This is a genomic window from Rhodanobacter sp. FW106-PBR-R2A-2-24, assembly GCF_058789615.1.
Genome location: NZ_JBYTBV010000002.1, coordinates 60,506 through 84,999 on the forward strand (window position 1 = coordinate 60,506; position 24,494 = coordinate 84,999).

Below are 24,494 nucleotides of genomic sequence, written 5' to 3' on the forward strand. Positions count from 1 at the left end.
TTAAGGGAGGGCGACATGGACGACGATCACCGCTTCATGGCGGCCGAGGCCGACGCGGCACGCGAACACATTGAGGTGCTGCCGCACGCCATGGCGCAGTTCGCACTGGGGGCACCGGCACCACGCGGTCGCATTGCGATTCAGCTGGCCAGGGCATCCATCGACTTTGGCCGCGGCTCGGCTGTGCTGATGGCCAACGGGTTCAAGGATTTGGGCGCCCCCGCCATCAGTCTCCACCGCATGCAAATGGAACAGGTCCTGCGCAGCGCCTTTTTCTGCGGACCGGCGACTGACGATGAAGTGGCGCATTTCCTCAAGCAAGACAGGCTTCGACATCGACCACGAGACGATGGCCGGAAACACCCGATGACCATGAATGAGCTGACCGCCATTGTCGAACCGTTCCTGGATCAGGACGAGGGGGGAGTGGTGGACGGCAAATTGGCTAGGGTCGTCAAAGGATCCTATGGCACGCTGAGCGCCCTGGTGCATGGCGGCCATGCGTTGCTCAACGCCTATGGCGGGAGCGGCAACGAAGTCGGTTTCGACATCTCCCGCAAAGACGCTTGTCAGATCCTCGATCACCTGGTGGCGTTTGCCAATTTGGCTTTGGCGATCGTGGGTCGGGTGGCTGCCGACACTCCCGAACGGGTTTCTGACATCTTGGGGCCGCCCTTCAAGTCCTTTGAGGGGTGGACGGAGCGGATGAAGCAACGGCAAGGGTAAGACCTTCTCTCAGCGCGTGAGACGGCACCGGTGGTAATCTTGATTTTCGTTCAGAAATCAAGAATTCACCATGTCTCCCCCCGATCACGGCGGTTTCCGGCCCGGCGCCGGCCGCAAGCCCGGCTCAGGCTCGTTTGGCGAGCCCACCACGCCCGTTCGGGTGCCTGAAAGCCAGGTGGAAACCGTGGTGGCGTATCTCGATGCCTACCGCCAAGACACGAAAGCCGAGGCGCCACGCCCGATCACTCAGCAGCCGTCGGCCATCCACCTGATCGCCTTTTCATCGAGAGTCGCCGCGGGCTTCCCCAGCCCCGCCACCGACTACATCGACGATGCGATCGACCTTAATTCCGAGCTCATCATCCAAGGCCACGAGGCATCCACTTTCGTGCTTCGGGTGAAGGGTTGGAGCATGCACAACGCCGGCATCTTCGATGGCGATCGCATTGTGGTGGATCGCGCCTTGGAGCCTCACCAAGGCGATGTCGTGGTGGCCGTGTTGAACAACGATTTGACCATCAAGCGGCTTGGGACGATGGAAGGCAAGCTCGCATTGATCCCGGAAAACCCTCACTTCCAACCCATCGTGATGGAAGACGGGGATGAGCTGATGATTTGGGGCGTGGTGACCAGTTGCCTTCGGAATTTCCGACGGGGAGGGCGGTGAAAGCCATGAAGCGAGGATCTTCGCGCGCCGGGCTTTTGTATCAACAGTCGAGCGCTGGCTTGGAACGGACGCTGGCCTTGTGGCAGCGCCTGAGTCCATTTCAGAAACGTGTGTTCCTGAAAAAGATGGGCATGCCTAGGAGCCTCTACAAATACCGCGCGATTCCTTTGGCGGATGAGGCGGTCAAACGCGCTCGCTTGGAAGAATTCTTACTCCACAACCGGTTGTGGCTGGGAAAGGTTTCGGCATTCAACGACCCGTTCGAAGGCCGTGCAGATTATGTCGTCCCCTATCGTGGTGCGGAACTGCGCCAGGCGTTGGAACGTAAATACCGCGAACTGGGCTTCAACAGCCAGGATGCGAAGCTAAAAGTGGACAGTGAGGATGTGTCCGATCCCACGAGGATCGAAGAGCGTGCCAGGCAAGGCAATCTGCGGATACTGGAAACCGTCGGCGTGTGCGCGCTCGGCACCAATGCGACCAGTCCGCTGTTGTGGGCGCACTACGCGCAAGACCACACCGGGATATGCGTTCAACTTCGGCCGGTGATGGATCTGGACGCGCTGATCGCTCACCCGGTCGAATACTGCGATACCTATCCAGTGCTTGACGACATCTTGGATCCGGCCGAGTCACGAACAGTGTTGCCGATCATGCGCAAGTCCAGCGATTGGGCTTACGAAGAAGAATGGCGCATCGTGGCACTAGAAGAACCGAACACCCATCGACACTTCGCGCCGGAGGCAATGGGTGCCGTGATCTTTGGCATGCGCGTCTCCGACGCAGACAAGGCCTATGTGCTGGGATTGATGGACGAACGCAAGCGGCGATATGGGGTGCGGCCGGCCATGTATGTCGCGGCAGCAGCCAAGCAGCGGTATCGGGTTGAAATCAGGCGATTGGCGTAACCCAACCAGGAAAGACAGCCGATTTCACGTGTCATGCAGACGTATAAATACTACGTCTACAAAGAAAGGAGATAGACATGAAAAATAAAATATATGAACCCTACGACGAGAAAGAACTCACCACCTGCATAGCAAATGGCACGTGGTATTCCTTTTCGTTCGAAACCGCAGACTGCATGGCTCTGAACATCACCGACTACCGATTGCTGAACACAGGGTTGAGCTACGACTTGACTGAGCTCGATCAACTTGCCTGTCCGCCTGCCGCAAGCCAACAGGTGCACACGCTTTACAACATTCGAAGCCTTGGCGTCGAGCGTCTTTTGTTGCAATACGATCTTGGCACCGATGAGATCATAGGTAACTGGCGCCCACCAGTGTCATGAATGGGATGCCAATTACGCGACGCATCGCACTGGTCGATGCCAATTCGTTCTATTGCAGTTGCGAACGGGTGTTTCGGCCCGATCTGGAAAACGTGCCCGTGGTTGTTCTCAGCAACAACGACGGGTGCGTGGTCGCCCGCGACAGCATGGTGAAGAAACTCGGCATCGCCATGGGCGTGCCATGGTTTCAGATCAAGGACCTGGCGAAGAAGCACGGCCTAGTGGCTTTCAGCTCGAATTACACCCTGTATGGGGACCTCTCACGTCGCTTCATGGACGTGCTCGGCCAGTTCGTGCCCGCGCCCGACCAGGAGGTGTATTCGATAGATGAATGCTTCCTCGACTTCACTCACCATCGCCTGGACGACGCCACCGCCACCGGCCGCGTGATCCGCGATCGCGTGAAGCGCTGGACGGGGTTGCCGGTGTGCGTGGGGTTCGGTGCGACCAAGACACTCGCCAAGATGGCGAACAATTGTGCGAAGAAGCAGCCGCGGTGGGGAGGCGTGTGCGACCTCACCGCGGTATCCGAAACCGAACTGAACGACGTGCTTGGCCAGGTCGAAGTTCGGGATGTCTGGGGCATCGGCCACAAGTTGTCCGCGCAGCTGATGCAGGGCGGGGTGAAAACCGCGGCCGACTTGCGTCGGTGTGATCCGAAGCGGATTCGCGAACGCTTTTCGGTGGTCGTGGAACGCACGGTCAGCGAACTGCAAGGCGTCAGTTGCATGGCCTGGGAAACGGAGCCACCGGCCAAGCAACAGATCATTGCCTCGCGCAGTTTCGGCGGGCCGCTCTACACCCTCGATCAGCTGGCCGAACCCATCCGGTTCCACGCCAACCGCGCGGCGGAAAAACTTCGCCAGCAGGGCAGCGTGGCCGGGCGGGTGGGCGTGTGGATCCAGACCAACGTGTTTCGGCCACAGGATCCGCAATACACCCCGATGCGCAGCGTTGCGATGCCCGTGGCCAGCGATGACACGGCCGTGATCGCAGCTTGGGCCGCGGCCGTTCTGGAAGCCGTGTTCCGGGCGGGCTATCGCTACGTCAAAGCTGGCGTGATGCTAGACGACATCCGGCCGCGTGGGATGACCCAGGGCTCGCTTTTCGATGCACAGCCGCCAGCTCAGGATTTGCGGCGCGAGAAACTGATGGGCGTGCTGGACAAGGCGAACGGGAAATGGGGCAGGGGCACCATGGGCGTGGGCAGTGCTGGGGTGAAAGGCCACCGGGATTGGACGATGAACCGAGGCATGCTCAGCCCCGCTTACACGACCAACTGGCAGGAGCTCCGGGTGGTGTCTTGATGGGCCAGCCCAATGGCAGCAACGCCCCGGGCCGACCGTCAAAATTGCCGCGTGTGGGTATGGGATATTCCGGCAATAATTGCCCGATTGTGCTGACACGGACGCCCACGCAGGCCGAATGATGAACGCGGTAGAAATTGAAGAAGCCCTCTCAGACCTTGCCGCACAGCCGTTTGACCCGGTTGAGTTTCCGTTTTTCTTCCTGGAAGCCTTGGGCAACAAGGACGTCACCCTCAAACGGCTGAGGAAAGGGGACACCAATAAGTCGGATGTCCCCGGCGGCCTGTTGCAACACAACAACATCCACCTTGCGGTCTGCGCCGAAGGGGACGTGCCACACACCCTCCGCACGCTCCGTGCCAGTCCCAGGACCGGCCAGGCCAAGGCCAAATTCATTCTGGCCACGGATGGGGTGACCCTCGAAGCTGAAGAACTGGGCAGTGGCGAGGTCCTCGCGTGTGACTTCCCGCGGTTCGCCGATCACTTCGCGTTTTTCCTGTCCTTGGCGGGCATTTCGACCGTCAAGGAGATCAAGGAAAACCCCATCGACGTCAAGGCGACGGGGCGGCTCAACAAGCTCTATGTCGAGCTGTTGAAGAACAACCCGGAGTGGGCGACCGACGAACGCCGGCCGGACATGAACCATTTCATGGCGCGCTTGGTGTTCTGCTATTTCGCCGAAGACACGGACATCTTCCACGGCAGCAGCATCTTCACGCGCACCATGGAGCAGGTTGCCGACTCCGATGGCTCGAACACCCATGAAGTGCTCGAAACCATCTTCAAGGCCATGAATGTTTCGACCCGCGAACGGCCAGGCGCCAAGTTGCCGAGCTGGGCAGAGCAGTTTCCCTACGTCAACGGCGGCCTATTCGCCAGTGGCACAGACGTGCCGACGTTCAGCCGCACCGCGCGTTCGTATCTGCTGCGGACGGGTGAGCTCAACTGGGCCCAGATCAATCCGGACATCTTCGGCTCCATGATCCAGGCGGTCGCAGATGACGAGGAGCGCGGCTCGTTAGGGATGCACTACACCAGTGTGCCCAACATTCTGAAAGTCCTGAATCCCCTGTTCCTGGATGACCTCCGGGCACAGTTGGAGGCGGTGGGAGATAACAAGGCCAAGCTCCTCAACCTGCGCAAACGGATGTCGCGCATCCGCGTGTTTGATCCGGCATGTGGCAGCGGCAATTTCTTGGTGATCGCCTACAAGCATCTGCGCGCGATCGAGGCTGAGATCAACCGCCGCCGCGGTGAGATAGATATGCGCACGGAGATCCCGCTCACCAACTTCCGTGGTATCGAGATACGCAATTTCCCCGCCGAGATCGCACGATTGTCGCTTGTGATCGCCAAGTTTCAGTGCGACGTTCTATACAGGGGCCAAAAGGAGGCGCTTGCGGATGTGCTGCCGCTCGACTCGGAAAACTGGATCACCTGCGGAAACGCGCTGCGGCTCGATTGGTTGAACCTATTTCAGCCATCAGGGAAAAGCGTGCGTGTCGTTGGTGATGATCTTCTCAGTGCGCCCACGGATCAAGCCGAAGTGGACTTCGAGAACGAGGGCGGGGAAACCTACATCTGCGGAAATCCGCCTTACAAGGGAAGCAAATGGCAAACCGACGAGCAGAAAGCCGATTTGGCCAATGCTTGGTCCAAGCACCCTAAATTGGCGAAGACCACCGATTTTGTGACAGGTTGGTTTGCGAGGTTCTTCGATTACGTTGACCAAGTTCCTGAAGCGGTGTGCGCCTTTGTGGCAACCAATAGCATATGCCAGGGTCAACAGGCCATTGAAGTATGGCCGACTGCGTTCGAGCGTGGATGCGAGATCCGCTTTGCACATACTTCCTTTAAGTGGGCAAACCTCGCAAGCAACAACGCGGGCGTCACGGTCGTCATTGTTGGAATTGGAAAGAAGTCCACGGTAACCAAGCGGCTGTTTCAAGATGATCTAGTCAAGCAATGTTCGGTGATCGGGCCATACTTAGTGCCCGACAGCATGGCCTATGTGCAAAAGGCGAGCACACCCATCGGTGAACAATCGCCGATGCTCTTCGGGAACATGCCCCGGGACGGTGGCAACCTCTTTTTGGACTCGGATCTCGCCACTAGGATCTCATTGGAAGATCCCGTCGCAAGACGTTTCATCAGGCGGTTTGTTGGCTCAGACGAACTAATCAATGGCAGGCAGCGATATTGCCTATGGATCGAAGATCGTGACGTGCGTGATGCGCAACAAAGCGATTTTGTCGCCAATCGACTAAAATTAGTGGCAGAGAACCGCAGACACTCGGATGCGGAGTCCACACGCGCTTTTGCCAAGCAATCGCATCGATTTGTGCAAATCGCGGGGTCGGCGACGGCTACTGTAATCGTGGTTCCCCGTGTTTCGTCTGAAAATCGCCCGTATCTGCCGGTGGATTACCTCAGCTCAGACTTCGTGGTGGGAGATAGAAATTTTGCGCTCTACGATGCGCCGCTATGGAATATGGCACTTATCGCTTCCAGATTACATTGGGTCTGGATTAGCGCGGTCTGCGTTCGACTGGAAATGCGGTTCTCCTACTCGAACACGCTGGGCTGGAACACCTTTCCGGTGCCCACGTTGACCGAGCAAAACAAGGCAGACCTAACCGAATGTGCCCAGGACATCTTGTTGGCGCGCGAGGCTCACTTCCCAGCGACGATCGCTGATCTCTACGACCCGGAGGATATGCCTCAGGATTTGAGACGGGCTCATGAGAAGAATGACGAAATCCTGGAACGCATTTACATCGGCCGCCGGTTCCGCAACGACACCGAGCGCCTGGAAAAGCTCTTTGATCTCTACACCAAGATGACGGCGGCCCAGGGCAAGCCGAAGAAAGGGGCCAAAGCCAAATGAGCACGGACAGCAACCCGACCAATCAGCGCACGGTTCCGTCGGTTTCCATCACCACGGCGCGCACCGGTGCGTCCAGTAAGGTCAACGCACTCGGCATGCGCCCCATGCAGGAGCGCGCCTACGCCAAGCGCGGTGAGCAATACCTCCTGATCAAGTCGCCACCGGCCTCCGGTAAGTCTCGCGCCTTGATGTTCATTGCTTTGGACAAGGTCCACAACCAGGGCTTGAAGCAGGCCATCATCGTCGTGCCCGAACGCTCGATCGGTGGAAGCTTTGCGGACGAGCCCCTTTCCAAGTTTGGATTCTGGGCCGATTGGGTGGTGCGGCCGCAGTGGAACCTCTGCAACGCTCCGGGTGAGGACAACGGGAAGGTCGCCAAGTCCAAGATCAAGGCAGTGGGCGAATTCTTGACCAGCGCGGATCAGACCCTGGTCTGCACCCATGCCACCTTCCGCTTTGCGGTGGAGGAATACGGCATTGAGGCCTTCGACAACCGGCTGATCGCGATTGACGAATTCCATCACGTGAGCAGCAACCCGGACAACAAGTTGGGCAGTCAGCTCACGCAGTTGATCGAACGCGGATCCGTGCACGTTGTAGCTATGACCGGTTCTTACTTCCGTGGTGATGCGGTGGCCGTGTTATCGCCAAGGGATGAGACCCGGTTCGAAACGGTCACCTACACCTACTACGAGCAGCTCAACGGCTACACCTATTTGAAGTCCCTGGACATCGGATACTTCTTCTACACGGGCCGTTACATCGACGCGATCATGAAAGTTCTTGATCCGTCGCTCAAAACCATTATCCACATCCCCAACGTCAACGCGCGCGAAAGCCTCAAGGACAAACACCGCGAGGTGGAAGAAATCATGAGTAACCTGGGGTCCTGGAAGGGTCAGGATGAGGTCACCGGGTTCCATCTCATCGAGTTGAGAGATGGCCGGGTTATTAAGGTGGCCGACCTGGTGGACGACAGCAATGCCGTGCAACGATCCAAGGTCCTGACTGCGCTGAAAGACCCTGCGCAGAAAGACAATCGAGACCACGTAGACGTGATCATCGCCTTGGGGATGGCCAAGGAAGGTTTCGACTGGATCTGGTGCGAACATGCACTGACGATTGGCTACCGGAGCAGCCTCACCGAGATTGTGCAGATCATCGGCCGCGCCACCCGTGATGCCCCGGGCAAGGAACGGTCGCGCTTCACCAATCTGATCGCGGAACCCACCGCCGACGAAGCCACGGTCGTGGATGCGGTCAACGACACCTTGAAAGCCATCGCAGCCAGCTTGCTGATGGAGCAAGTCCTGGCACCGCGCTTCGAATTCACCCCGAAAAACCAGGGCCCTAAGGAAGGGTTCGAATACGGCGATGGCGGCTACCAGGAAGGGAAAACCAACGTCGGAGTGAACAGCACCACCGGTGAGGTGCATGTCGAAATCAATGGCTTGGTCGCACCGAAAACTCACGAAGCCCAGCGCATCTGCAAGGAAGATTTGAACGAGGTGATCACCACGTTCATTCAGGACAAAAGCGCCTTGGAGCGCGGTCTGTTCGATAAGGAAAACACGTTGCCGGAAGAGATCACCCAGGTGGCGATGGGCAAGATTGTGCGTGATCGTTACCCCAACCTCAGTGACGAAGACCAGGAGGCCGTGCGCCAACACGCTATCGCGGTGCTCAATGTTACCCAGCAAGCGAAGCAGCAGCTGGCCGAGGGGGATGCCAAGGGTGAGCAAGGCAACACGTCTTTGATTGAAGGGGTGCGAAAGTTCGTCAACGTCCGCGATCTCGACATTGACCTGATCGACCGCATCAACCCGTTCGACGCCGCCTATGCGGTGTTGGCCAAGGCCATGGATGAAAAGGTGCTCCGCCAGGTGCAGGCGAGCATTGCCGGCAAGCGAGTGGCCCTCTCGTTTGAAGAAGCCCGTGACCTAACCAAGCGCGCCGCGTTGTTCAAGAGCGAAAAGGGGCGCCTGCCCGACATCAACTCTCCCGATGCCTGGGAGCAGAAGATGGCGGAGGGCGTCGCCGCATTCCTGCGTTACAAGGCACAAGAGAAGGCTGCTGAGGCCAAGGCAGGGGCGAATGGCTAATCAGGAAGACGATGACCTGTTGGCCGAACTCGGCCTCGAAATCACGCCGATTAAGTCCAGTGCGCACACCCCTCAGGAGGAGCGCATCCTTGCGGGTTTCGAGGAAATCCTTCGGTTTGTTGAAACCCACGGCCGGGCGCCTGAACATGGCGAAGACCGCGAAATTTTCGAGCGGCTCTATGCCGTGCGCCTGGACCGTCTCCGTGCCATGTCCCATGTGCATGCCCTGCTGGCTCCCCTCGACGCGCACGGTCTGCTGGCCGAGGCCCCGCACGTGTTGGCACCCGAACAAGTCGAAGCGCTGGACGATGACTCTTTGATGGCTGAACTTGGCATCGGTGGCGGAGATGACATCACTCATCTCCGGCACGTCCGCACCTTCGAGGAGCGGAAGGCCGCGGAAGACATCGCACAACGAGCACGGTGCGAAGACTTCGAGCGGTTCCAGCCTTTGTTCGAGCAAGCCGAACGCGAGCTCAAATCGGGCTCGCGCAAGACCATCCGCTTCCGGCGGGATGCCAGTGTGGAAGTGGGCAATTTCTTCATCCTGACAGGGCAGACGGTCTACATCGCCGAAATGGGCGAGACATTCCGCACACCGAATGGAACCCCGGATGCCCGGATGCGTGTGATCTTCTCCAACGGCACTGAAAGTGACCTGTTGCAGCGTTCCTTGCAACGCGCGCTCTACAAAGACCCCACCGGCCGACGCATATCGGATTCCAACACGGAAGTGGGCCCTCTGTTCGGCGATGCTATTGAGAAGGAGGACATCGCCAGCGGCACAATTTATGTGCTGCGCAGCCTGTCAGAAAATCCTTTCATTGCTCAATACCGCAAGACGCTCCATAAGATCGGCATCACGGGAGGCAAGGTCGAAACGCGAATCTCTGACGCGGTGAACGACCCCACCTACCTGTTGGCCAAGGTTGAAGTGGTGGCCACCTACAAACTGTCCAACATCAATCGCGTGAAGTTAGAAAACATCTTCCACCGCCTTTTCGCGTCGGCACAGCTCGACATCCAGATCGAAGATCGGTTCGGCAAGCCGGTTCGACCACGGGAGTGGTTCGTGGTGCCTCTTCCGGCGATTGATGAGGCGGTGCAGCGCATCCTCGATGGCACGATCACCCAGGTGGTGTATGACCCGCAAACCGCGAGTCTGAAGCCGATCTAAGGGGTGCCTCTATGTCAGATCTAACCCCAAAGGAACGCCGGGCACTCGAAACCTTTCTGGGCATGGGCTCAGGCTATGTGCTGAATTTCAGCGACCGCACCTATGCCCGGTTCTTTGCCGAAGAGGTGGACCGAGACATTGATGATCCGCGTTTCAGAATTCAAAGTGGTTCCAAGGCCTGGCGGATGCGGAGCTTCTGGGATCAGGAAGACAACTGGGTGGTGGCTAAGTGCCTCACCGCGCTGCTCCAATTAGCCAAGGATGAGGCATGGCACGCAGTTGCCGACGACAAGTTGGTGGCCGGATACGAAGCCGTGCTCACTCGAATTTCAGCTGGGCAGCCCGTTGCCGATCTGGCCGCCATTGCCGCTGAAACCGATGACCGTGATTTCGAGGCCGTGGCCAAGGCAGCACGAGAGGCCATCGAAAAGAACCAACCCGAAACTGGCCTCGATCGCCTCCACACCTTCGTCGTGAAATTCTTTCGGAAGCTCTGCGATGACCACGGGCTGCAGCTGGATCGCAACGTGCCGTTGAACGGCTTAGTGGGTGCCTATGTGAAGGTGTTGAAAGAGCAGGGCAAGATCGGCTCCGACATGGCCGAACGGATCTTGAAGTCGAGCATCGCCCACTTCGAGGCCTTCAACCACGTGCGCAACAACCACTCGATGGCGCATGACAACACCATCTTGGGCTACGACGAGGCCTTGTTGATCTTCAATCACGTGGCCAGCACCGTGCGTTTCATCAAGGCTCATGAGGCTCAACTGCTGCGCAAAGCACAGGTGCCGGTCGTGCCGCCTTGGGACGATGAAACGATCCCTTTCTGAGTGTTGTTCTTAAATCGTCTGTCCAAAGCTAACGTCGATGATCCTGACGGGTGCACACCCCGTCAGGTCTTGGGCTCGAAAAACAGCGCGGCCTGTTGTTCCGGAGTGAGGTTGTCCAGGCCTGCGGTTTTCATGAGTGACCGGATCATTTGAATTTCGACGCGCTTGTCCTTGGAGAGCTCATCCATGTTCGGCGCCTGGTCCAGTCCGATCAGCACCCGGAGTTTCTTCTCGCGCGCGGCATAAATCTCGCGCAAGGCTGCCAATGCCTGCTGACGTTCGAGATACCCCATGGTGACTTCGCGGTCTGACTTGTGCCCAAGAGCGACGGCGACCGTGCCCAGGTCCTTCACCGTTCCGAAGACGCTGGATGCCAAGGTGCGGCGCAGGTCGTGCAGGGTGATCCATACCCCTGACTTCTCTTCCAGGAGTTTGTCAGGTGGACGGGTCTTCTTTTCCAGGAGCCGGGTGAGCGGCCGGTAATCGCCGATCCGATGGTCTTTCGTGTCCGGCGAGTAGAACACGGGATCAAGGGGACCAACCGGCCATTTCAGCGCCTCGCTCTTCGCACGTCGAGCGGCGAGCACGTCATCGCACCATGAAGTCAACGGGACCCAATGGTCTTGGCCGTTCTTCGTGGTTTCACCGATGAAGCGCGCGGCTTGATCGCTGAAAAACACGTCACACCACCGCAAGGCGGCGGTCTCTGATTTTCTGCCGCCCCAGAGGGTCGCCACCAGGACGTAGTCTGCCGTCACGGACAGGAGGGCGTCCTCGGAATCACGCTGGTCAACCAGTTCCTTCAACCACGCCTGGCCGGAGGCTTCGTTGATTCTCAGCACGGTCTGGCGTCGGGGAACCGGCGGGAGTTTCTTCCCGGACGCCCAGGCGGAGATGGGATTGATGGCTTGTTTGCGTGCCTTGGTGAAATTCCAGGCAGCGCGAGCGTGAGCCAGGGCCTTGTGCGCCGCAGCCAAGTCGAGGGGCAGGGTGTGTTCGACCACAGGGAGACTCTGCTTGGTGTCTTTGGCGATGCGCGCGTTGTCAGCATCCACGAACCACTGGGCGAAAAGTTTTTCGGCGTGCTCCGGGCTGAGGTCGGCCACGGGCACCTGCCAGATGGGCTGGTCTCGCAGCCACTTCACCACGGCCTTCTGATCCGTGACGGTCGTGGGGCGAAGGTCTTTCATCTTGACCCGTGCCTCGCTATTTTTGATGAAGTCGAGGTAGAGCTCGCCAAAGGTGTATTTGCGGGCGCGACGGATTTCCGTCTCCGCTTGTGCGTCCTTCCGGGTGTCGTGATCGGGGTTGCGCTTGTGGACAACGATGTAAGCGAACCATTCATCGGCCAGCGCGCGGGCAACCTTTACTTTCATGCCGGGCGGGTCGCCCAAATTTTTGCGCCAGGTCTCTGAACCCTTCGGGCGCTTGCGTCGCACAGACCACGACACAGCCTTCGGCGTCACACGCAAGGAAAGCCCCGGTCGCTTCGTGTCGAGGATCGCCCATTCTTTGATGCCGGGCGGTGTTGGTTCGGTCACCAACTTCCCCTTCTTCCACTGCGCCGGCACGACGGGCCACTGATCGAAGCTCACGGCCGCGGCCAGCGCATCATCAAGCTCAACTTGGATCGAAAGGCGCATAGATAAGGAGTCACCGAAACGGAAGTGGTGAGCCGCAGGTTACATCAAAACTTGGACCCCGTATGGACCCCATCTGTCGTGCTTTTTCACAACCCTTCATTCCTGGTAGATTTCGCTAAGTCATTGAAATAGTGTGCTGTCCGTTCCATGAGAGATGCGGGACAAGGGTCAAATAATTCTTTGCATTTGTCTCTTAATCAATTGGTCGAAAGTTCGAATCTTTCACGGCCCACCAATCGAAACAGGCACCCAGCGCAAGCCGGGTGCCTGTTTTTTTAGCCGGGATAAAATCCCGAGTAAGACTCCGTACATTCTTTGAGCATTCGCGTGCGGGCTGCCGGCTGGCGCCCGTCGGATTCGATGCACGCGCCAGCCAAGGAGCACGCGGCCGCGGCTGGATGACAAGCTGCCGCGGTTGCGCGGCAAGCTGAAGAAGGCCGGCCGCACGACGCTGGAGCAGCAGGTCGGCGGATCGCGCCACGCGGGCCGCCACTGCGCCAGGCAGCATCCCGGGGCTCGATGCCCCGCAATACGGCATCATCCGTGCCCGCTGCGAGCGCATGCTGACGACGGCACTGGTCCGCGGCGGTCCGCCGGCGCCATCGCCACTTCCATGCCAGCCCCTTCGGAAAAGAGGGCATGACCCACAGGCAGCTACAAGCTGCTGGTGGCGTCTTGTGCAGCGGTTCGGCGGCACCTTACAATGGCTCTCTTTAGCGTTGGGTAATCATCGACTTAGGCTGCGGCCTTGCTGGCCGTGGCACGAGGCGAAAGTGGCGGAACTGGTAGACGCACCAGATTTAGGTTCTGGCGGGTAACCCCCGTGCGGGTTCGAGTCCCGCCTTTCGCACCAACCCACGATGGTTTCCCGGCGCCGAATGGTTGCCGCCAGTGCGTCGGAACGACGCCATCACATTCAGGTTCCAGGAGTCGTCATGCAGGTTTCGGTTGAGAACATCGGCACGCTCGAGCGCAAGCTCACGGTGAAGTTTCCCGCGGAGCGCTACGAGTCGCAGGTGAGCGCCCGCATCGCGGAGCTGGGTCGCACGGTGCGCCTGAAGGGCTTCCGCCCGGGCAAGGTGCCGGTCGGCGTCATCAAACAGCGTTTCGGCGAGCAGGTGCGTGGTGAGGTGCTCTCCGACCTGATTGGCAGCACGCTGCGCGAGGCGGTGACGCAGGAGAAGCTGCAGCCGGTCGCCAACCCCGCCATCGACACCACCGGCGCGCCGGAGAATGGTGAGTTTGCCTACACCGCCACCTTCGAGGTGATGCCGCAGTTCCCCGAGATCGACGTGGCGAAACTCGGCATCAAGCGGCCGCAAGCCGCCGTGGCCGACGCCGACGTGGAGAAAATGCTGGATACCCTGCGCCAGCAGCGTCGCAGCTTTGAACTGGTGGAGCGGGCCTCGGCCGAGGGCGACTTCGTGATGTTCGAGTACGCCGCGCAGGTCGGCGACTACCGCTTCCCGGCCGAGGGCCTGGAGCGCGCTGGAAGCGTGCTGGGCGCGGGCAACCTGTTCAAGGCACTGGACGAGGCACTGGTCGGCCACCGGGCTGACGACAGCTACGAGGCCGAGATCGAATTCCCAGCGGATTTCCGCAACGAGAACCTGGCCGGCAAGGCCGCCAAGGTGAGCTTCCAGATCGTCAAGGTGCAGGAGCCCAAGCTGCCCGAGATCGACGCTGAGTTCGCCAAGCTGTTTGGCGTGGCCGATGGCGATCTGGAGCACTTCCGCAAGGAGGTGCGCGCCAACCTGGAGCGCGAGCTGAAGGCCGCGCTGATGGGCAAGCTCAAGTCCGAAGTGGCCGAGAAGCTCGCCGATGCCTACGACGGGCTGGACGTGCCCAAGCTGATGGTGCAGTCCGAGGCCCGCGCCATGGCGGCCGGCAGCGTGCCGCGCGGCCAGCAGGCGCCGCAACAGCTGGTCGATGCCGCGTTGCCGATGGCGCGCAAGCGCGTGATCGCCGGCCTGCTGATGGGCGAGATCGCTCGCAAGCAGGAGCTCAAGATCGACCGCAAGCGCGTGGCCGAGCAGCTCGCCGCGATCGCCTCGACCTACGAGGAGCCGGAGAAGGTCGTTGAACTTTACAACGGCGACCCCCAGTTGATGTCCGGGCTGCAGAACCGCGTGATGGAAGACCAGGTGGCCGAGTGGGTGGCTGAACATGCCGATACCACCGTGCTCGAGCTGAGCTTCGACGAGGTGATGCGCCCCACGGGCGCCTGATCGCGCGCGCACCCGATGCCGGGTCTGGCGCGAGCCGGGCCCGGTGTCATACTCAAGGCACATCACGCAGAGAGCGCAAGCACCATGGAACCGATCCACAACCTCAATCTGGTGCCAATGGTGGTCGAACAGACCGCCCGCGGCGAGCGCTCCTACGACATCTATTCGCGCCTGCTCAAGGAGCGGGTGATCTTCCTGGTGGGCGAGGTCAACGACCAGGTGGCCAACCTGCTGGTGGCGCAGATGCTGTTCCTGGAGTCGGAAAATCCGGACAAGGACATCCACCTGTACATCAACAGCCCTGGCGGCGTAGTCACCGCGGGCCTGGCGATCTACGACACCATGCAGTACGTCAAGCCTGACGTCAGCACCATGTGCATTGGCCAGGCGTGCAGCGCGGCGTCGCTGCTGCTGATGGCCGGCGCGCACGGCAAGCGCTTCTCGTTGCCGAATTCGCGCGTGATGATCCACCAGCCCTCGGGCGGCGCGCGTGGCCAGGCCACCGACATCGAGATCCAGGCCCAGGAAATCCTCTACCTGCGCCGCCGCTTGAACGACATCTACGTCAAGCACACCGGCCAGCCGCTGGAGAAGATCGAGCGCGACATGGAGCGCGACAACTTCATGAGCGCCGAGGCGGCCCGCGACTACGGCCTGATCGACGCGGTACTGGATCGTCGCGCCGTCGACACGGTCAAGTCCGCCTGATAGTGGGTGTCTCCACGATGTGAAACAGGGCTCCGCGCCTGCCAGCAGGCGCGGAGCCCTGTGCTATTCTCGGGCCGCAGCCCGATCCAACAACACGTTTCACCAGCGGAATCGAAAGTATGAGCGACGACCGGCAGGGGCGATCCAGCGACAGCGGCAAGATTCTCTACTGTTCTTTCTGCGGCAAGAGCCAGCACGAAGTGCGCAAGCTGATCGCGGGTCCGTCCGTGTTCATCTGCGATGAGTGCGTGGAGCTGTGCAACGACATCATCCGCGAGGAGCTGGAGGAGAAGGCCGCGTCCGGTCGTACCCAGCTGCCCAAGCCCAAGGAAATCCGTGAGTCGCTCGACCAGTACGTTGTGGGCCAGACCCGCGCCAAGAAGGCGCTGGCGGTGGCGGTGTACAACCACTACAAGCGCATGGAGTCGCGCCAGAAGAACGACGACATCGAGCTGGGCAAGTCCAACATCCTGTTGATCGGCCCCACCGGCTCGGGCAAGACCCTGCTCGCCGAGACGCTGGCGCGCCTGCTCAACGTGCCGTTCACCATCGCCGACGCCACCACGCTGACCGAGGCCGGTTACGTGGGCGAGGACGTCGAGAACATCATCCAGAAGCTGTTGCAGAAGTGCGACTACGACGTCGAGAAGGCGCAGTCGGGCATCGTCTACATCGACGAGATCGACAAGATCTCGCGCAAGAGCGAGAACCCGTCGATCACCCGCGACGTGTCCGGCGAAGGCGTGCAGCAGGCGCTGTTGAAGCTGATCGAGGGCACGCTGGCCTCGGTGCCGCCGCAGGGCGGGCGCAAGCATCCGCAGCAGGAATTCCTGCAGGTCGATACCAAGAACATCCTGTTCATCTGCGGCGGCGCGTTCGCCGGGCTGGAGCGGGTGATCCAGCAGCGCTCCGAAACCACCGGCATCGGTTTCGGTGCCGAGGTGCGCAGCAAGGAGCGCACGCAGAACCTCGGCAAGACGCTGGCCGACGTGGAGCCTGCCGACCTGGTGCGGTTCGGCCTGATCCCCGAGTTTGTCGGTCGCCTGCCGGTGGTGGCCACGCTGGATGAGCTCGATGAAGAGGCGTTGGTGAAGATCCTCACCGAGCCGAAGAACGCAGTCACCAAACAGTTCAAGAAGCTGTTCGAGATGGAAGAGGTGGAACTGGAATTCCGCCCCGAGGCGCTGACCGCGATCGCCAAGAAGGCGCTCAAGCGCAAGACCGGTGCGCGCGGCCTGCGCACCATTCTGGAACAAGTGCTGCTGGACACCATGTACGAACTGCCCTCGCTGGAACACGTCAGCAAGGTGGTGGTGGACGACGCGGTGATCGAAGGCCAGGCCGAGCCCTACCTGATCTATCGTGGCAACCTGCAGCAGCGTGCCGCAGGCGACGGCGGCGCCGCCTGATCGCGGCGTGGAGCGGCTTTGCCAGGCGGCCCCGGCGCATGCGCTGGGGCCGTTTGCGTTTCGTTGCGGCCACTGCGTACAAAAAAGCATGCGTGCCTGGCTTGTGCCAGCGCCTTTTCGACGCCACTTGACGTGACATGGGGCCCGGCGCAGTGTCGGCCCCGTTCAACCTGATCCGTGGAAAATTTTTCAATGGCCAAGAACGCCCCCGCGCCCGCCATTCCCGACGCGCTGCCCGTATTGCCGCTGCGCGACGTGGTGGTCTACCCGCACATGGTGATCCCGCTGTTCGTGGGTCGCGACAAATCCATGCGCGCGCTCGAACGCGCGATGGAAAGCGAGCGGCAAATCCTGCTGGTGGCGCAGAAGAGCCCCGACATCGATGATCCGGCGGTGGGCGATCTGCACGAGATCGGCACCCTGGCTGGCGTGCTGCAACTCCTGAAACTCCCCGATGGCACGGTGAAGGTGCTGGTCGAAGGCCAGTCGCGCGTGGCCATCGAGGATTGCCACGAGAACGATGGCATGCTGGTGGCGCGCTCGCGCGTGATCGAGCCGGTTTACGGCGCCAAGGAGCGCGAGCTGGACGTGGTGTCGCGCACGCTGGTCTCACTGTTCGAGCAACTGGTGAAGCAGAGTCGCAAGCTGCCGCCTGAAGTGCTGGCCAGCCTGTCCGGCATCGAAGATCCCTCGCGCGTGGCTGACTCCATCGCCGCGCACCTGTCGGTGCGCATGGCCGACAAGCAGAAGGTGCTGGAAATCGCCGACGTGGGCGAGCGTCTGGAGCTGCTGATCGGCCTGGTCGACGGCGAGATGGACTTGCAGCAGGTGGAGAAGCGTATCCGCGGCCGGGTCAAGTCGCAGATGGAGAAGAGCCAGCGCGAGTACTACCTCAACGAGCAGATGAAGGCGATCCAGAAGGAACTGGGCGAGGGCGAAGACGCCCCCAACGAGGCCGAGGAACTGCAGAAGAAGATCGAGCACGCCGGCATGCCCAAGGCGGTGCTGGCCAAGGCGCGCGCGGAATTCGGCAAGCTGCGCCAGATGTCGCCGATGTCGGCCGAGGCCACCGTGGTGCGCAATTACCTCGACTGGCTGACCGGCGTGCCGTGGAAGAAACGCGACAAGGTGCGCAGGGATCTGGCGATGGCGCAGGAGGTGCTGGACGCCGACCACTTCGGCCTGGAGAAGGTCAAGGAGCGCATCCTCGAATACCTCGCCGTGCAGCAGCGCGTCACCCAGATGAAGGGGCCTATCCTGTGCCTGGTCGGCCCGCCCGGCGTGGGCAAGACCTCGCTGGGCCAGTCGATCGCCAAGGCCACCAATCGCAAGTTCGTTCGCATGTCGCTGGGCGGCGTGCGCGACGAGGCGGAGATCCGCGGTCACCGGCGCACCTATATCGGCTCGATGCCGGGGCGCATCGTGCAGAACCTCAACAAGGTCGGCAGCAAGAACCCGCTGTTCGTGCTCGACGAGATCGACAAAATGTCGATGGACTTCCGCGGCGACCCGTCCTCGGCGCTGCTGGAAGTGCTCGACCCCGAGCAGAACCACGCCTTCAACGATCACTACCTCGAAGTCGATCTCGACCTCTCCGAGGTGATGTGGATTGCCACCGCCAACTCGCTGAACATCCCCGGCCCGCTGCTCGACCGCATGGAGGTCATCCGCATCCCGGGTTATACCGAAGACGAGAAACTGGCCATTGCGCGGAAATACCTCCTGCCCAAGCAGATCAAGGCGAACGGCCTGAAGCCGGAGGAGCTCGTCGTGGCCGAGGGGGCGTTGCGCGACATCGTGCGTTACTACACGCGCGAGTCCGGCGTGCGCAACCTGGAGCGCGAGATCTCCAAGATCTGCCGCAAGGTGGTGAAGGAGCTGACCTTGAACGAGGTGCGCAAGGTCAAGGGCAAGCCGGCCAAGCCGGCGGCAAAATCCGCAAAAGCCAAGGCCAAGGCGATGACCGTGGATGCGGCCAACCTCGATCATTACCTCGGCGTGCGCCGCTTCGATTTCGGTCGCAAGGAGCAGCAGAACGAGGTGGGCCTGGTCACCGGCCTGGCCTGGACCCAGGTCGGCGGCGAACTGCTCAGCATCGAGGCCTCGGTGGTGTCCGGCAAGGGGCAACTGGTGCATACCGGCCAGCTCGGCGACGTGATGAAGGAGTCCATCCAGGCGGCGCTCTCGGTGGTGCGCGCGCGGGTGGATCGGCTGGGCATCGATCCCGAGTTCCACAAGAAATTCGATATCCACGTGCACGTGCCCGAAGGCGCCACGCCCAAGGACGGCCCCAGCGCCGGCATCGGCATGTGCACCGCGCTGGTGTCCGCGCTCACCAAGGTGCCGGTGCGTTCGGACGTGGCAATGACCGGCGAAATCACCCTGCGCGGCCGCGTGCTGCCGATCGGCGGCCTGAAGGAAAAGCTGCTGGCGGCGCATCGCGGCGGCATCACCACGGTCATCATTCCCGAGGACAACAAGAAGGATCTGGCCGACATGCCGGCCAACATCACCGCTTCGCTGGAGATCAAGCCGGTGCGTTGGATCGACGAGGTGCTGGACATTGCGTTGGAACGCCCCTTGCAGCCAAGCGAGCCCCGTGTCGCCGAGGCGAACCCACCGGCGGCGCACGAGGAGGCCGCCGAGGCCGATGAGTCGGAGGCGCACGCGCGGCCGCATTGATCGCCGGGTCGCGGCCGTACTGTTCCGGCCGCGTGTCTGGCCAGATTGGCGCACACCGTGCGGCAAGCACGTTCCGGCCGGCGTCGCAACATGCCTTTGGGCCTGGAATCCCGGCGCCTGCTTGTATTGCGGTGGCCGATAACGCGCTGGTATAAAGGCGGAACCGCAATCTCGGCCTCCGCTGCATGTATCCGTGAAGCGGGGCTGCGTTACGGCGCCAAGCAGGCACCCACCATCCATGACGGCGGCACGTGGCCATGCCACGGTTCGTGCCGCCGCAAAACGTACCAGGGAGCATTCGATGAACAAAACCGATCTGATCAATGCCATCGCCGAGAAGGCCGAGTTGACCAAGGCCGATGCCGGCCGCGCGTTCGACGCCTTCGTCGAAGTCGTGCAGAAGTCGCTCAAGAAAGGCGAAGACGTGTCTGTCGTGGGTTTCGGCACCTTCACCGTGCGCGCGCGTGCCGCCCGCACCGGCCGCAACCCGCGCACCAACGAGACGATCAAGATCGCGGCCTCCAAGGTTCCCGCCTTCAAGGCTGGCAAGACGCTCAAGGACGCCCTAAACTGAGCGGCTCGCGCTCGGTTGCGGGTGCTTAGCTCAGCGGTAGAGCGCCGCCCTTACAAGGCGATGGTCGTAGGTTCGATCCCTACAGCACCCACCAGTAACATGTGGAGCGGTAGTTCAGCTGGTTAGAATGCTGGCCTGTCACGCCGGAGGTCGCGGGTTCGAGTCCCGTCCGCTCCGCCACGGTTCGCAAGGGCGCCCCAGTGGCGCCCTTGTCGTTTCACCCGGTTTCCGACTCATGCAAGGCGCGCCGCGCGCGCCGTTCAACAGGCAGGAAGACAGGCAATGCTGCAGGCAATGCGCAACAAGATGCACGGATGGCCAGCCGCCATCGTTCTCGGTGTGGCCACCTTCGCGATGACGTTCTTCGGCGTCGAGGGCTACATCATGTCGCGCGCCGACACCTACGTGGCGAAGGTGGGCAAGCACGAGATCAGCCAGCAGGATTTCCAGAACCGCATGAACCAGCTGCGCCAGCAGCTGCAGTCCGAGCAGGGCGACAAGTTCGACCCTGATGCCTTCGAGAAACCGGACATGAAGCAGAAAGTGCTGGACGGCATGATCGACCAGCAGCTCTTGCTCAAGGCCAACGAGGACTGGGGCGTGCGCGTGCCGGATCAGGCCGTGCGCGACTACATCGCAGCGATCCCCGCCTTCCAGTTGAACGGCCAATTCGACCCGGGCACCTACCGCTCCATCCTGGCCGAGCAGCGCAAGACGCCGGAGACGTTCGAGAGCGACGTGCGCGCCTCGCTGGCCACCCAGGCACTACCCGATGCGATCGGCTCGAGCGCCATCGTCACCAACGCCGAGGTCGAGCGTTACCTCAACCTGCGCATGCAGCGCCGTGACCTCAGCTACGCCTTGCTGCCCCGGCCGCAGCCGGCCGACGCCACGGTCACCGATAAACAGATCGCCGATTACTACAAGGCGCATCTGGCCGACTTCATGACGCCCGAGCAGGTGTCGCTGCAATACCTGGAAGTGAACGGCGCCAAGCTCAAGCCGGCGGCGCCACCCAGCGATGCCGACCTGATGAAGCGCTACGAGGGCGAGAAGCAGCGCTTCGTGCAGCCCGAGCAGCGCGAGGTGTCGCATATCTTGGTCAACGTGCCGGCGAACGCCACGCCGGAACAGCAGAAGGCCGCGCTGGCCAAGGCCGACAAGCTTGCTGCCGAGGCCACCCCAGCCAACTTCGCCGACCTGGCCAAGCAGGATTCGGCCGACCTCGGCTCGAAGCGGCAGGGCGGCGACCTGGGCTGGTTGCAGAAGGGCGTGACCAATGCCGCCTTCGAAAACGCCATGTTCGCGATGAAGCCGGGTGAAATTTCCAAGCCCGTGCTGACGCCGGACGGCTACGACATCCTGTGGCTGCGCGGCATTCGCAGCGGCGAGGCCAAGTCCTTCGCCGAGGTGCGCAGCCAGTTGCTGGCCGAGGCCACCGCCGGCGACAAGGATCGCCAGTACAACGAAGTGGCCGGCAAGCTGTCGGACAACACCTACCAGAATCCCTCTTCGCTGGAGCCGGCCGCCCAGGCGCTGGGCCTCGCCATCCAGACCACGCCACTGTTCTCGCAGCAGGGCGGGCCGGGTATCGCCGCCAACCCCAAGGTCATCAAGGCTGCTTTCGGCAGCGACGTGCTGGTGCAGGGCAACAACTCCAGCCTGGTCGAGCTGGGCAATGACGATGCCGTGGTGATCCGTGTGGCCAAGCACGTGCCCGCCGCGGCCAAGTCGCTGGCCGAGGTGCACGATGCCATCGCCAAGACCATCCTCGACCAGCGCGTCGAGGTGGCGGCCAAGCAGCAGGCCGACGGCCTCCTGGCGCGCCTGCGCAAGGGCGAGTCGCTGGATGCCGTGGCGGCTTCCGCCCATGCCGATGTGAAGCAGCTGGCGGCGGCCGACCGTTTTCAGGTGGATGTGCCGGTGGCGCTTCGCGATCAGGCCTTCCTCATGCCGCACCCGGTCGACGGCAAGCCGCAGTACGCCGCGGTGGACATGAAGGACGGCAGTTATGCGCTCCTGGCGGTGGACAAGGTGCAGGGCGCGGACATGAGCAAGCTGCCACCCGGCCAGTTCGACATGCTGCGCCAGCAGATGGGCCGGGCCTATGGCACCGTGGCCACCGACGAGCTGATCAAGGCGCTGCGCCGCACGACTGAAATCAAGATCGCCAAGGATCGGATGTAATCCATCTGGCGGTGGCAACGACAAGGGCGGCCGATGGGCCGCCCTTGTCGTTGTGCGGTATCAATGTGTGGAGGCGCCGAGGTGCAGCGTCTGGCCAGGCTTGATGCGTCCGCCCTGCAGGTGGTTCCAGCGCTCCAGGTCGGGCACGCTGACCGCGTAGTGGCGCGCCAGCTGCCAAAGGGTTTCGCCGGCCTTCACCCGATGGGTGCGTGGGCGGCCGGCCGGTGGCGGCGTATCGCTGGCGTCGTTCGTGGCGACGGTGGTGCCGGCGCTGCCCATGCCTGCGGGCATGATGGTGTCGGGCAGGCGATCCGCGCTGGCGCTGGCGGCCTGGTTCAGCAAGGCATCACGGAACTGCTGCGCATGGCCCACCGGCATCATCAGGTAGGATGCCGCGTCTGCATCGGCGACGTCGTTGCGGAAGGCTGCGTTGAGATCCTTCAGGTGACGCAGCGACATGCCGGCGTTGTCGGCTGCAAGCGCCAGCGGCATCGAGCGCGGTAGCGGTACCGACACCAAGTGCTGTTCGGGTGTGAGCGTGGGCAGGCTGACATGGAAGCGCTCGGGCTCGCGCACCACGCAGGCCATGGCGAGCAGGCGCGTGAGGTGCTCGCGGGTGGCGTGGCGCACCGGCCATGCGGGGATGGCCGGCGCCGCCGGGGGCTCGCCGTGTTTGTCCAGCAGACGGCGAGCGCTCAGCTCGCCGGCGTTGTAGGCGACGTCGGCGATGCGCCAGTCGTCGAACTCGTCGTGATAGTGCCTGAGCAGGGCCATCACCGCATCGGCGGAGGCTTGCACATCCAGCCGCGCGTCATAGTGGCGGTCCACCCGCAGGCCCATGGCACGGGCCGTGGCCGGCATGATCTGCCACATGCCGGCCGCGGCATGACCGTGGCGGCCAAGGATCGGCCGGAAGCCGCTCTCGACCCACGGCAGCAGGGCAAACTCGCCCGGGATGCCGTGATCGGCGGCCACCTGCTGCACATAGGTGAGCTTGGGCAGGGCTGTGCGCACTTCCTGTTCAAAGCGCTGCGGATTACGCGTGTAACGATGCGCCTGGGACAACACGGCGGGGTCGGCATCGCAGTCGGCCATCGCAAAGCTGCCACGCAGGCGGCCCCAGATGTCACTGCTTGCCGGCGTGGGCGTGATGGCGGCGGGCGGGATGCCGTCGGCCGCGGCGGTGGGCGCCGGTACTGGCGTGGGCTGTGCCGGCTGCGGGTGCGGCGGCGTGGTGGCGCAGGCTGCCAGCACGGCGGTGAGCGCCAGCGGCAACAGGCGCAGGGGGAGGTGGCGGTGGTTCATGCGTGGAAGGCATCCTTGGCGGCGCGCACGGCGGCAAAGCGTGCGATGCGGTCGGCGGGATTTCCCGGCTGTTGCCGGCACCAGTCGATGACTGCTGGTGCGTCGGTACGCAGGAAGGGGTTGCAGGCCAGTTCGCTGGCCAGGGGCACCGGCAGGCTGGGCTGGTGTTGCTGGCGCAAGGCGGTCACCTCGTCCAGACGCGCGGCGAGCCCGGCGTTGTCGGGCTCGATGGTGCGGGCGAAACGGCCGTTGGCGGCGGTGTATTCATGGCCGCAGCACAACAGGGTCTGGGCGGGCAGGGCGGCGAGGCGGTCCAGCGAGGCCAGCATTTGCGCCGGTGTGCCCTCGAACAGGCGGCCACAGCCCAGGCTGAACAAGGTGTCGCCGGCCAGGAGCAGGCCTTCGCCCACATAGGCCACGTGGCTGCGCGTATGGCCGGGTACGGCGAGCACCGTGAAGTTCGCCTGTGGTTGCTCCAGCCGGAGGTGCTCGCCGTCGGACACGCGCACGTCGACTGCCGCGATGCGGTCATCCTGCGGCGCGTACACGGTGGCACCGTGCCGCGCGCGCAGCGACGCCGCCCCGCCGATGTGGTCGTGATGGTGGTGGGTGAGCAGGATGGCGCGCAGCCGCAGCTTGCGCTCGCCCAGCGCTGCCTCCACCGGAGCGGCGTCGCCGGGATCGACGACGATGGCATCGCCGTCGTCGTCGTGCAGCAGCCAGATGTAGTTGTCGGCCAGGGCCGACAGCGGTACGAGGTGCACGGCT

18 protein-coding genes and 4 tRNA genes are annotated in these 24,494 nt (G+C 62.1%); 19 read left to right on the top strand and 3 right to left on the bottom strand.

Going from position 1 to position 24,494, the window contains the following annotated elements; all coding sequences use genetic code 11:
- The first annotated feature begins 15 nt into the window (after window positions 1–15).
- The 9 genes from AC3WQA_RS01325 to AC3WQA_RS01365 all read left to right on the top strand — a co-directional run bounded on the left by AC3WQA_RS01325 (window position 16) and on the right by AC3WQA_RS01365 (window position 10,990).
- Window positions 16–726 carry a DUF6988 family protein gene (locus AC3WQA_RS01325; protein ID WP_492673319.1) on the top strand — a complete coding sequence of 237 codons (711 nt, stop codon included), beginning with the start codon at window positions 16–18 and terminating at the stop codon, window positions 724–726.
- A 70-nt stretch (window positions 727–796) separates the two neighbouring features.
- Window positions 797–1,393, top strand: coding sequence for a LexA family protein (locus tag AC3WQA_RS01330; RefSeq protein ID WP_492673320.1), 597 nt, complete (start codon window positions 797–799; stop codon window positions 1,391–1,393).
- On the top strand, window positions 1,390–2,301 hold the full coding sequence (locus tag AC3WQA_RS01335) for a DUF2971 domain-containing protein (protein WP_492673321.1): 912 nt from the start codon (window positions 1,390–1,392) through the stop codon (window positions 2,299–2,301). Before AC3WQA_RS01330 ends, AC3WQA_RS01335 begins: the two co-directional genes overlap by 4 nt.
- A 77-nt stretch (window positions 2,302–2,378) precedes the next feature.
- On the top strand, window positions 2,379–2,687 hold the full coding sequence (locus AC3WQA_RS01340; RefSeq protein ID WP_492673322.1) for a hypothetical protein: 309 nt from the start codon (window positions 2,379–2,381) through the stop codon (window positions 2,685–2,687).
- On the top strand, window positions 2,684–3,994 hold the full coding sequence (locus AC3WQA_RS01345) for a Y-family DNA polymerase (RefSeq protein ID WP_492673323.1): 1,311 nt from the start codon (window positions 2,684–2,686) through the stop codon (window positions 3,992–3,994). Before AC3WQA_RS01340 ends, AC3WQA_RS01345 begins: the two co-directional genes overlap by 4 nt.
- 121 nt (window positions 3,995–4,115) lie before the next feature.
- Entirely contained in the window at window positions 4,116–6,881 is a 2,766-nt protein-coding gene (locus AC3WQA_RS01350; RefSeq protein ID WP_492673324.1) for a DNA methyltransferase, read from the top strand.
- Window positions 6,878–8,983 carry a DEAD/DEAH box helicase gene (locus tag AC3WQA_RS01355; RefSeq protein WP_492673325.1) on the top strand — a complete coding sequence of 702 codons (2,106 nt, stop codon included), beginning with the start codon at window positions 6,878–6,880 and terminating at the stop codon, window positions 8,981–8,983. The genes AC3WQA_RS01350 and AC3WQA_RS01355 overlap by 4 nt, the downstream gene beginning before the upstream one ends.
- The gene (locus AC3WQA_RS01360) at window positions 8,976–10,160 is read left to right on the top strand and encodes a GIY-YIG nuclease family protein (RefSeq protein WP_492673326.1); all 1,185 of its coding nucleotides are present in this window, start codon (window positions 8,976–8,978) and stop codon (window positions 10,158–10,160) included. Before AC3WQA_RS01355 ends, AC3WQA_RS01360 begins: the two co-directional genes overlap by 8 nt.
- Before the next feature lie 11 nt (window positions 10,161–10,171).
- The gene (locus AC3WQA_RS01365) at window positions 10,172–10,990 is read left to right on the top strand and encodes an abortive infection family protein (RefSeq protein ID WP_492673327.1); all 819 of its coding nucleotides are present in this window, start codon (window positions 10,172–10,174) and stop codon (window positions 10,988–10,990) included.
- 62 nt (window positions 10,991–11,052) lie between these two features.
- On the opposite strand, the gene AC3WQA_RS01370 is transcribed toward AC3WQA_RS01365, so the two are convergent.
- Entirely contained in the window at window positions 11,053–12,633 is a 1,581-nt protein-coding gene (locus AC3WQA_RS01370; RefSeq protein WP_492673328.1) for a tyrosine-type recombinase/integrase, read from the bottom strand.
- A gap of 158 nt (window positions 12,634–12,791) precedes the next feature.
- Between AC3WQA_RS01370 and AC3WQA_RS01375 the strand changes: the two genes are divergently transcribed.
- The 10 genes from AC3WQA_RS01375 (at window position 12,792) to AC3WQA_RS01420 (ending at window position 22,421) form a co-directional block, all read left to right on the top strand.
- Window positions 12,792–12,868: transfer RNA gene (locus AC3WQA_RS01375), tRNA-Ser, on the top strand.
- A 532-nt stretch (window positions 12,869–13,400) separates the two neighbouring features.
- A tRNA-Leu gene (locus tag AC3WQA_RS01380) sits at window positions 13,401–13,486 on the top strand.
- An 82-nt stretch (window positions 13,487–13,568) separates the two neighbouring features.
- Window positions 13,569–14,861: a trigger factor gene (gene tig / locus AC3WQA_RS01385; protein WP_492673329.1), complete on the top strand. Its 1,293-nt coding sequence runs from the start codon at window positions 13,569–13,571 to the stop codon at window positions 14,859–14,861.
- Between the two features lie 84 nt (window positions 14,862–14,945).
- The gene (gene clpP / locus AC3WQA_RS01390; RefSeq protein WP_492673330.1) at window positions 14,946–15,569 is read left to right on the top strand and encodes an ATP-dependent Clp endopeptidase proteolytic subunit ClpP; all 624 of its coding nucleotides are present in this window, start codon (window positions 14,946–14,948) and stop codon (window positions 15,567–15,569) included.
- Window positions 15,570–15,688: 119 nt separating this feature from the next.
- On the top strand, window positions 15,689–16,978 hold the full coding sequence (gene clpX, locus AC3WQA_RS01395; RefSeq protein WP_492673331.1) for an ATP-dependent Clp protease ATP-binding subunit ClpX: 1,290 nt from the start codon (window positions 15,689–15,691) through the stop codon (window positions 16,976–16,978).
- A gap of 192 nt (window positions 16,979–17,170) precedes the next feature.
- Entirely contained in the window at window positions 17,171–19,660 is a 2,490-nt protein-coding gene (gene lon, locus AC3WQA_RS01400; RefSeq protein ID WP_492673332.1) for an endopeptidase La, read from the top strand.
- A gap of 238 nt (window positions 19,661–19,898) precedes the next feature.
- Window positions 19,899–20,234, top strand: a complete 336-nt coding sequence (locus tag AC3WQA_RS01405) for an HU family DNA-binding protein (protein WP_492673333.1) — start codon at window positions 19,899–19,901, stop codon at window positions 20,232–20,234.
- A 19-nt stretch (window positions 20,235–20,253) separates the two neighbouring features.
- Window positions 20,254–20,328, top strand: a tRNA-Val gene (locus tag AC3WQA_RS01410).
- Window positions 20,329–20,337: 9 nt separating this feature from the next.
- Window positions 20,338–20,414, top strand: a tRNA-Asp gene (locus AC3WQA_RS01415).
- Between the two features lie 102 nt (window positions 20,415–20,516).
- Window positions 20,517–22,421 carry a SurA N-terminal domain-containing protein gene (locus tag AC3WQA_RS01420; protein ID WP_492673334.1) on the top strand — a complete coding sequence of 635 codons (1,905 nt, stop codon included), beginning with the start codon at window positions 20,517–20,519 and terminating at the stop codon, window positions 22,419–22,421.
- 60 nt (window positions 22,422–22,481) lie between these two features.
- On the opposite strand, the gene AC3WQA_RS01425 is transcribed toward AC3WQA_RS01420, so the two are convergent.
- Window positions 22,482–23,726, bottom strand: a complete 1,245-nt coding sequence (locus tag AC3WQA_RS01425; protein ID WP_492673335.1) for a transglycosylase SLT domain-containing protein — start codon at window positions 23,724–23,726, stop codon at window positions 22,482–22,484.
- Window positions 23,723–24,490: a hydroxyacylglutathione hydrolase gene (gloB, locus tag AC3WQA_RS01430; protein WP_492673336.1), complete on the bottom strand. Its 768-nt coding sequence runs from the start codon at window positions 24,488–24,490 to the stop codon at window positions 23,723–23,725. The genes AC3WQA_RS01425 and gloB overlap by 4 nt, the downstream gene beginning before the upstream one ends.
- Between the last annotated feature and the right edge of the window lie 4 nt (window positions 24,491–24,494).

Coding starts and splice junctions, on each gene's coding strand:
- AC3WQA_RS01325 (WP_492673319.1), top strand. CDS start 16: ATGGACGACGATCACCGCTTCATGGCGGCCGAGGCCGACGCGGCACGC.
- AC3WQA_RS01330 (WP_492673320.1), top strand. CDS start 797: ATGTCTCCCCCCGATCACGGCGGTTTCCGGCCCGGCGCCGGCCGCAAG.
- AC3WQA_RS01340 (WP_492673322.1), top strand. CDS start 2,379: ATGAAAAATAAAATATATGAACCCTACGACGAGAAAGAACTCACCACC.
- AC3WQA_RS01345 (WP_492673323.1), top strand. CDS start 2,684: ATGAATGGGATGCCAATTACGCGACGCATCGCACTGGTCGATGCCAAT.
- AC3WQA_RS01350 (WP_492673324.1), top strand. CDS start 4,116: ATGAACGCGGTAGAAATTGAAGAAGCCCTCTCAGACCTTGCCGCACAG.
- AC3WQA_RS01355 (WP_492673325.1), top strand. CDS start 6,878: ATGAGCACGGACAGCAACCCGACCAATCAGCGCACGGTTCCGTCGGTT.
- AC3WQA_RS01360 (WP_492673326.1), top strand. CDS start 8,976: ATGGCTAATCAGGAAGACGATGACCTGTTGGCCGAACTCGGCCTCGAA.
- AC3WQA_RS01365 (WP_492673327.1), top strand. CDS start 10,172: ATGTCAGATCTAACCCCAAAGGAACGCCGGGCACTCGAAACCTTTCTG.
- AC3WQA_RS01370 (WP_492673328.1), bottom strand. CDS start 12,633: ATGCGCCTTTCGATCCAAGTTGAGCTTGATGATGCGCTGGCCGCGGCC.
- tig (WP_492673329.1), top strand. CDS start 13,569: ATGCAGGTTTCGGTTGAGAACATCGGCACGCTCGAGCGCAAGCTCACG.
- clpP (WP_492673330.1), top strand. CDS start 14,946: ATGGAACCGATCCACAACCTCAATCTGGTGCCAATGGTGGTCGAACAG.
- clpX (WP_492673331.1), top strand. CDS start 15,689: ATGAGCGACGACCGGCAGGGGCGATCCAGCGACAGCGGCAAGATTCTC.
- lon (WP_492673332.1), top strand. CDS start 17,171: ATGGCCAAGAACGCCCCCGCGCCCGCCATTCCCGACGCGCTGCCCGTA.
- AC3WQA_RS01405 (WP_492673333.1), top strand. CDS start 19,899: ATGACGGCGGCACGTGGCCATGCCACGGTTCGTGCCGCCGCAAAACGT.
- AC3WQA_RS01420 (WP_492673334.1), top strand. CDS start 20,517: ATGCTGCAGGCAATGCGCAACAAGATGCACGGATGGCCAGCCGCCATC.
- AC3WQA_RS01425 (WP_492673335.1), bottom strand. CDS start 23,726: ATGAACCACCGCCACCTCCCCCTGCGCCTGTTGCCGCTGGCGCTCACC.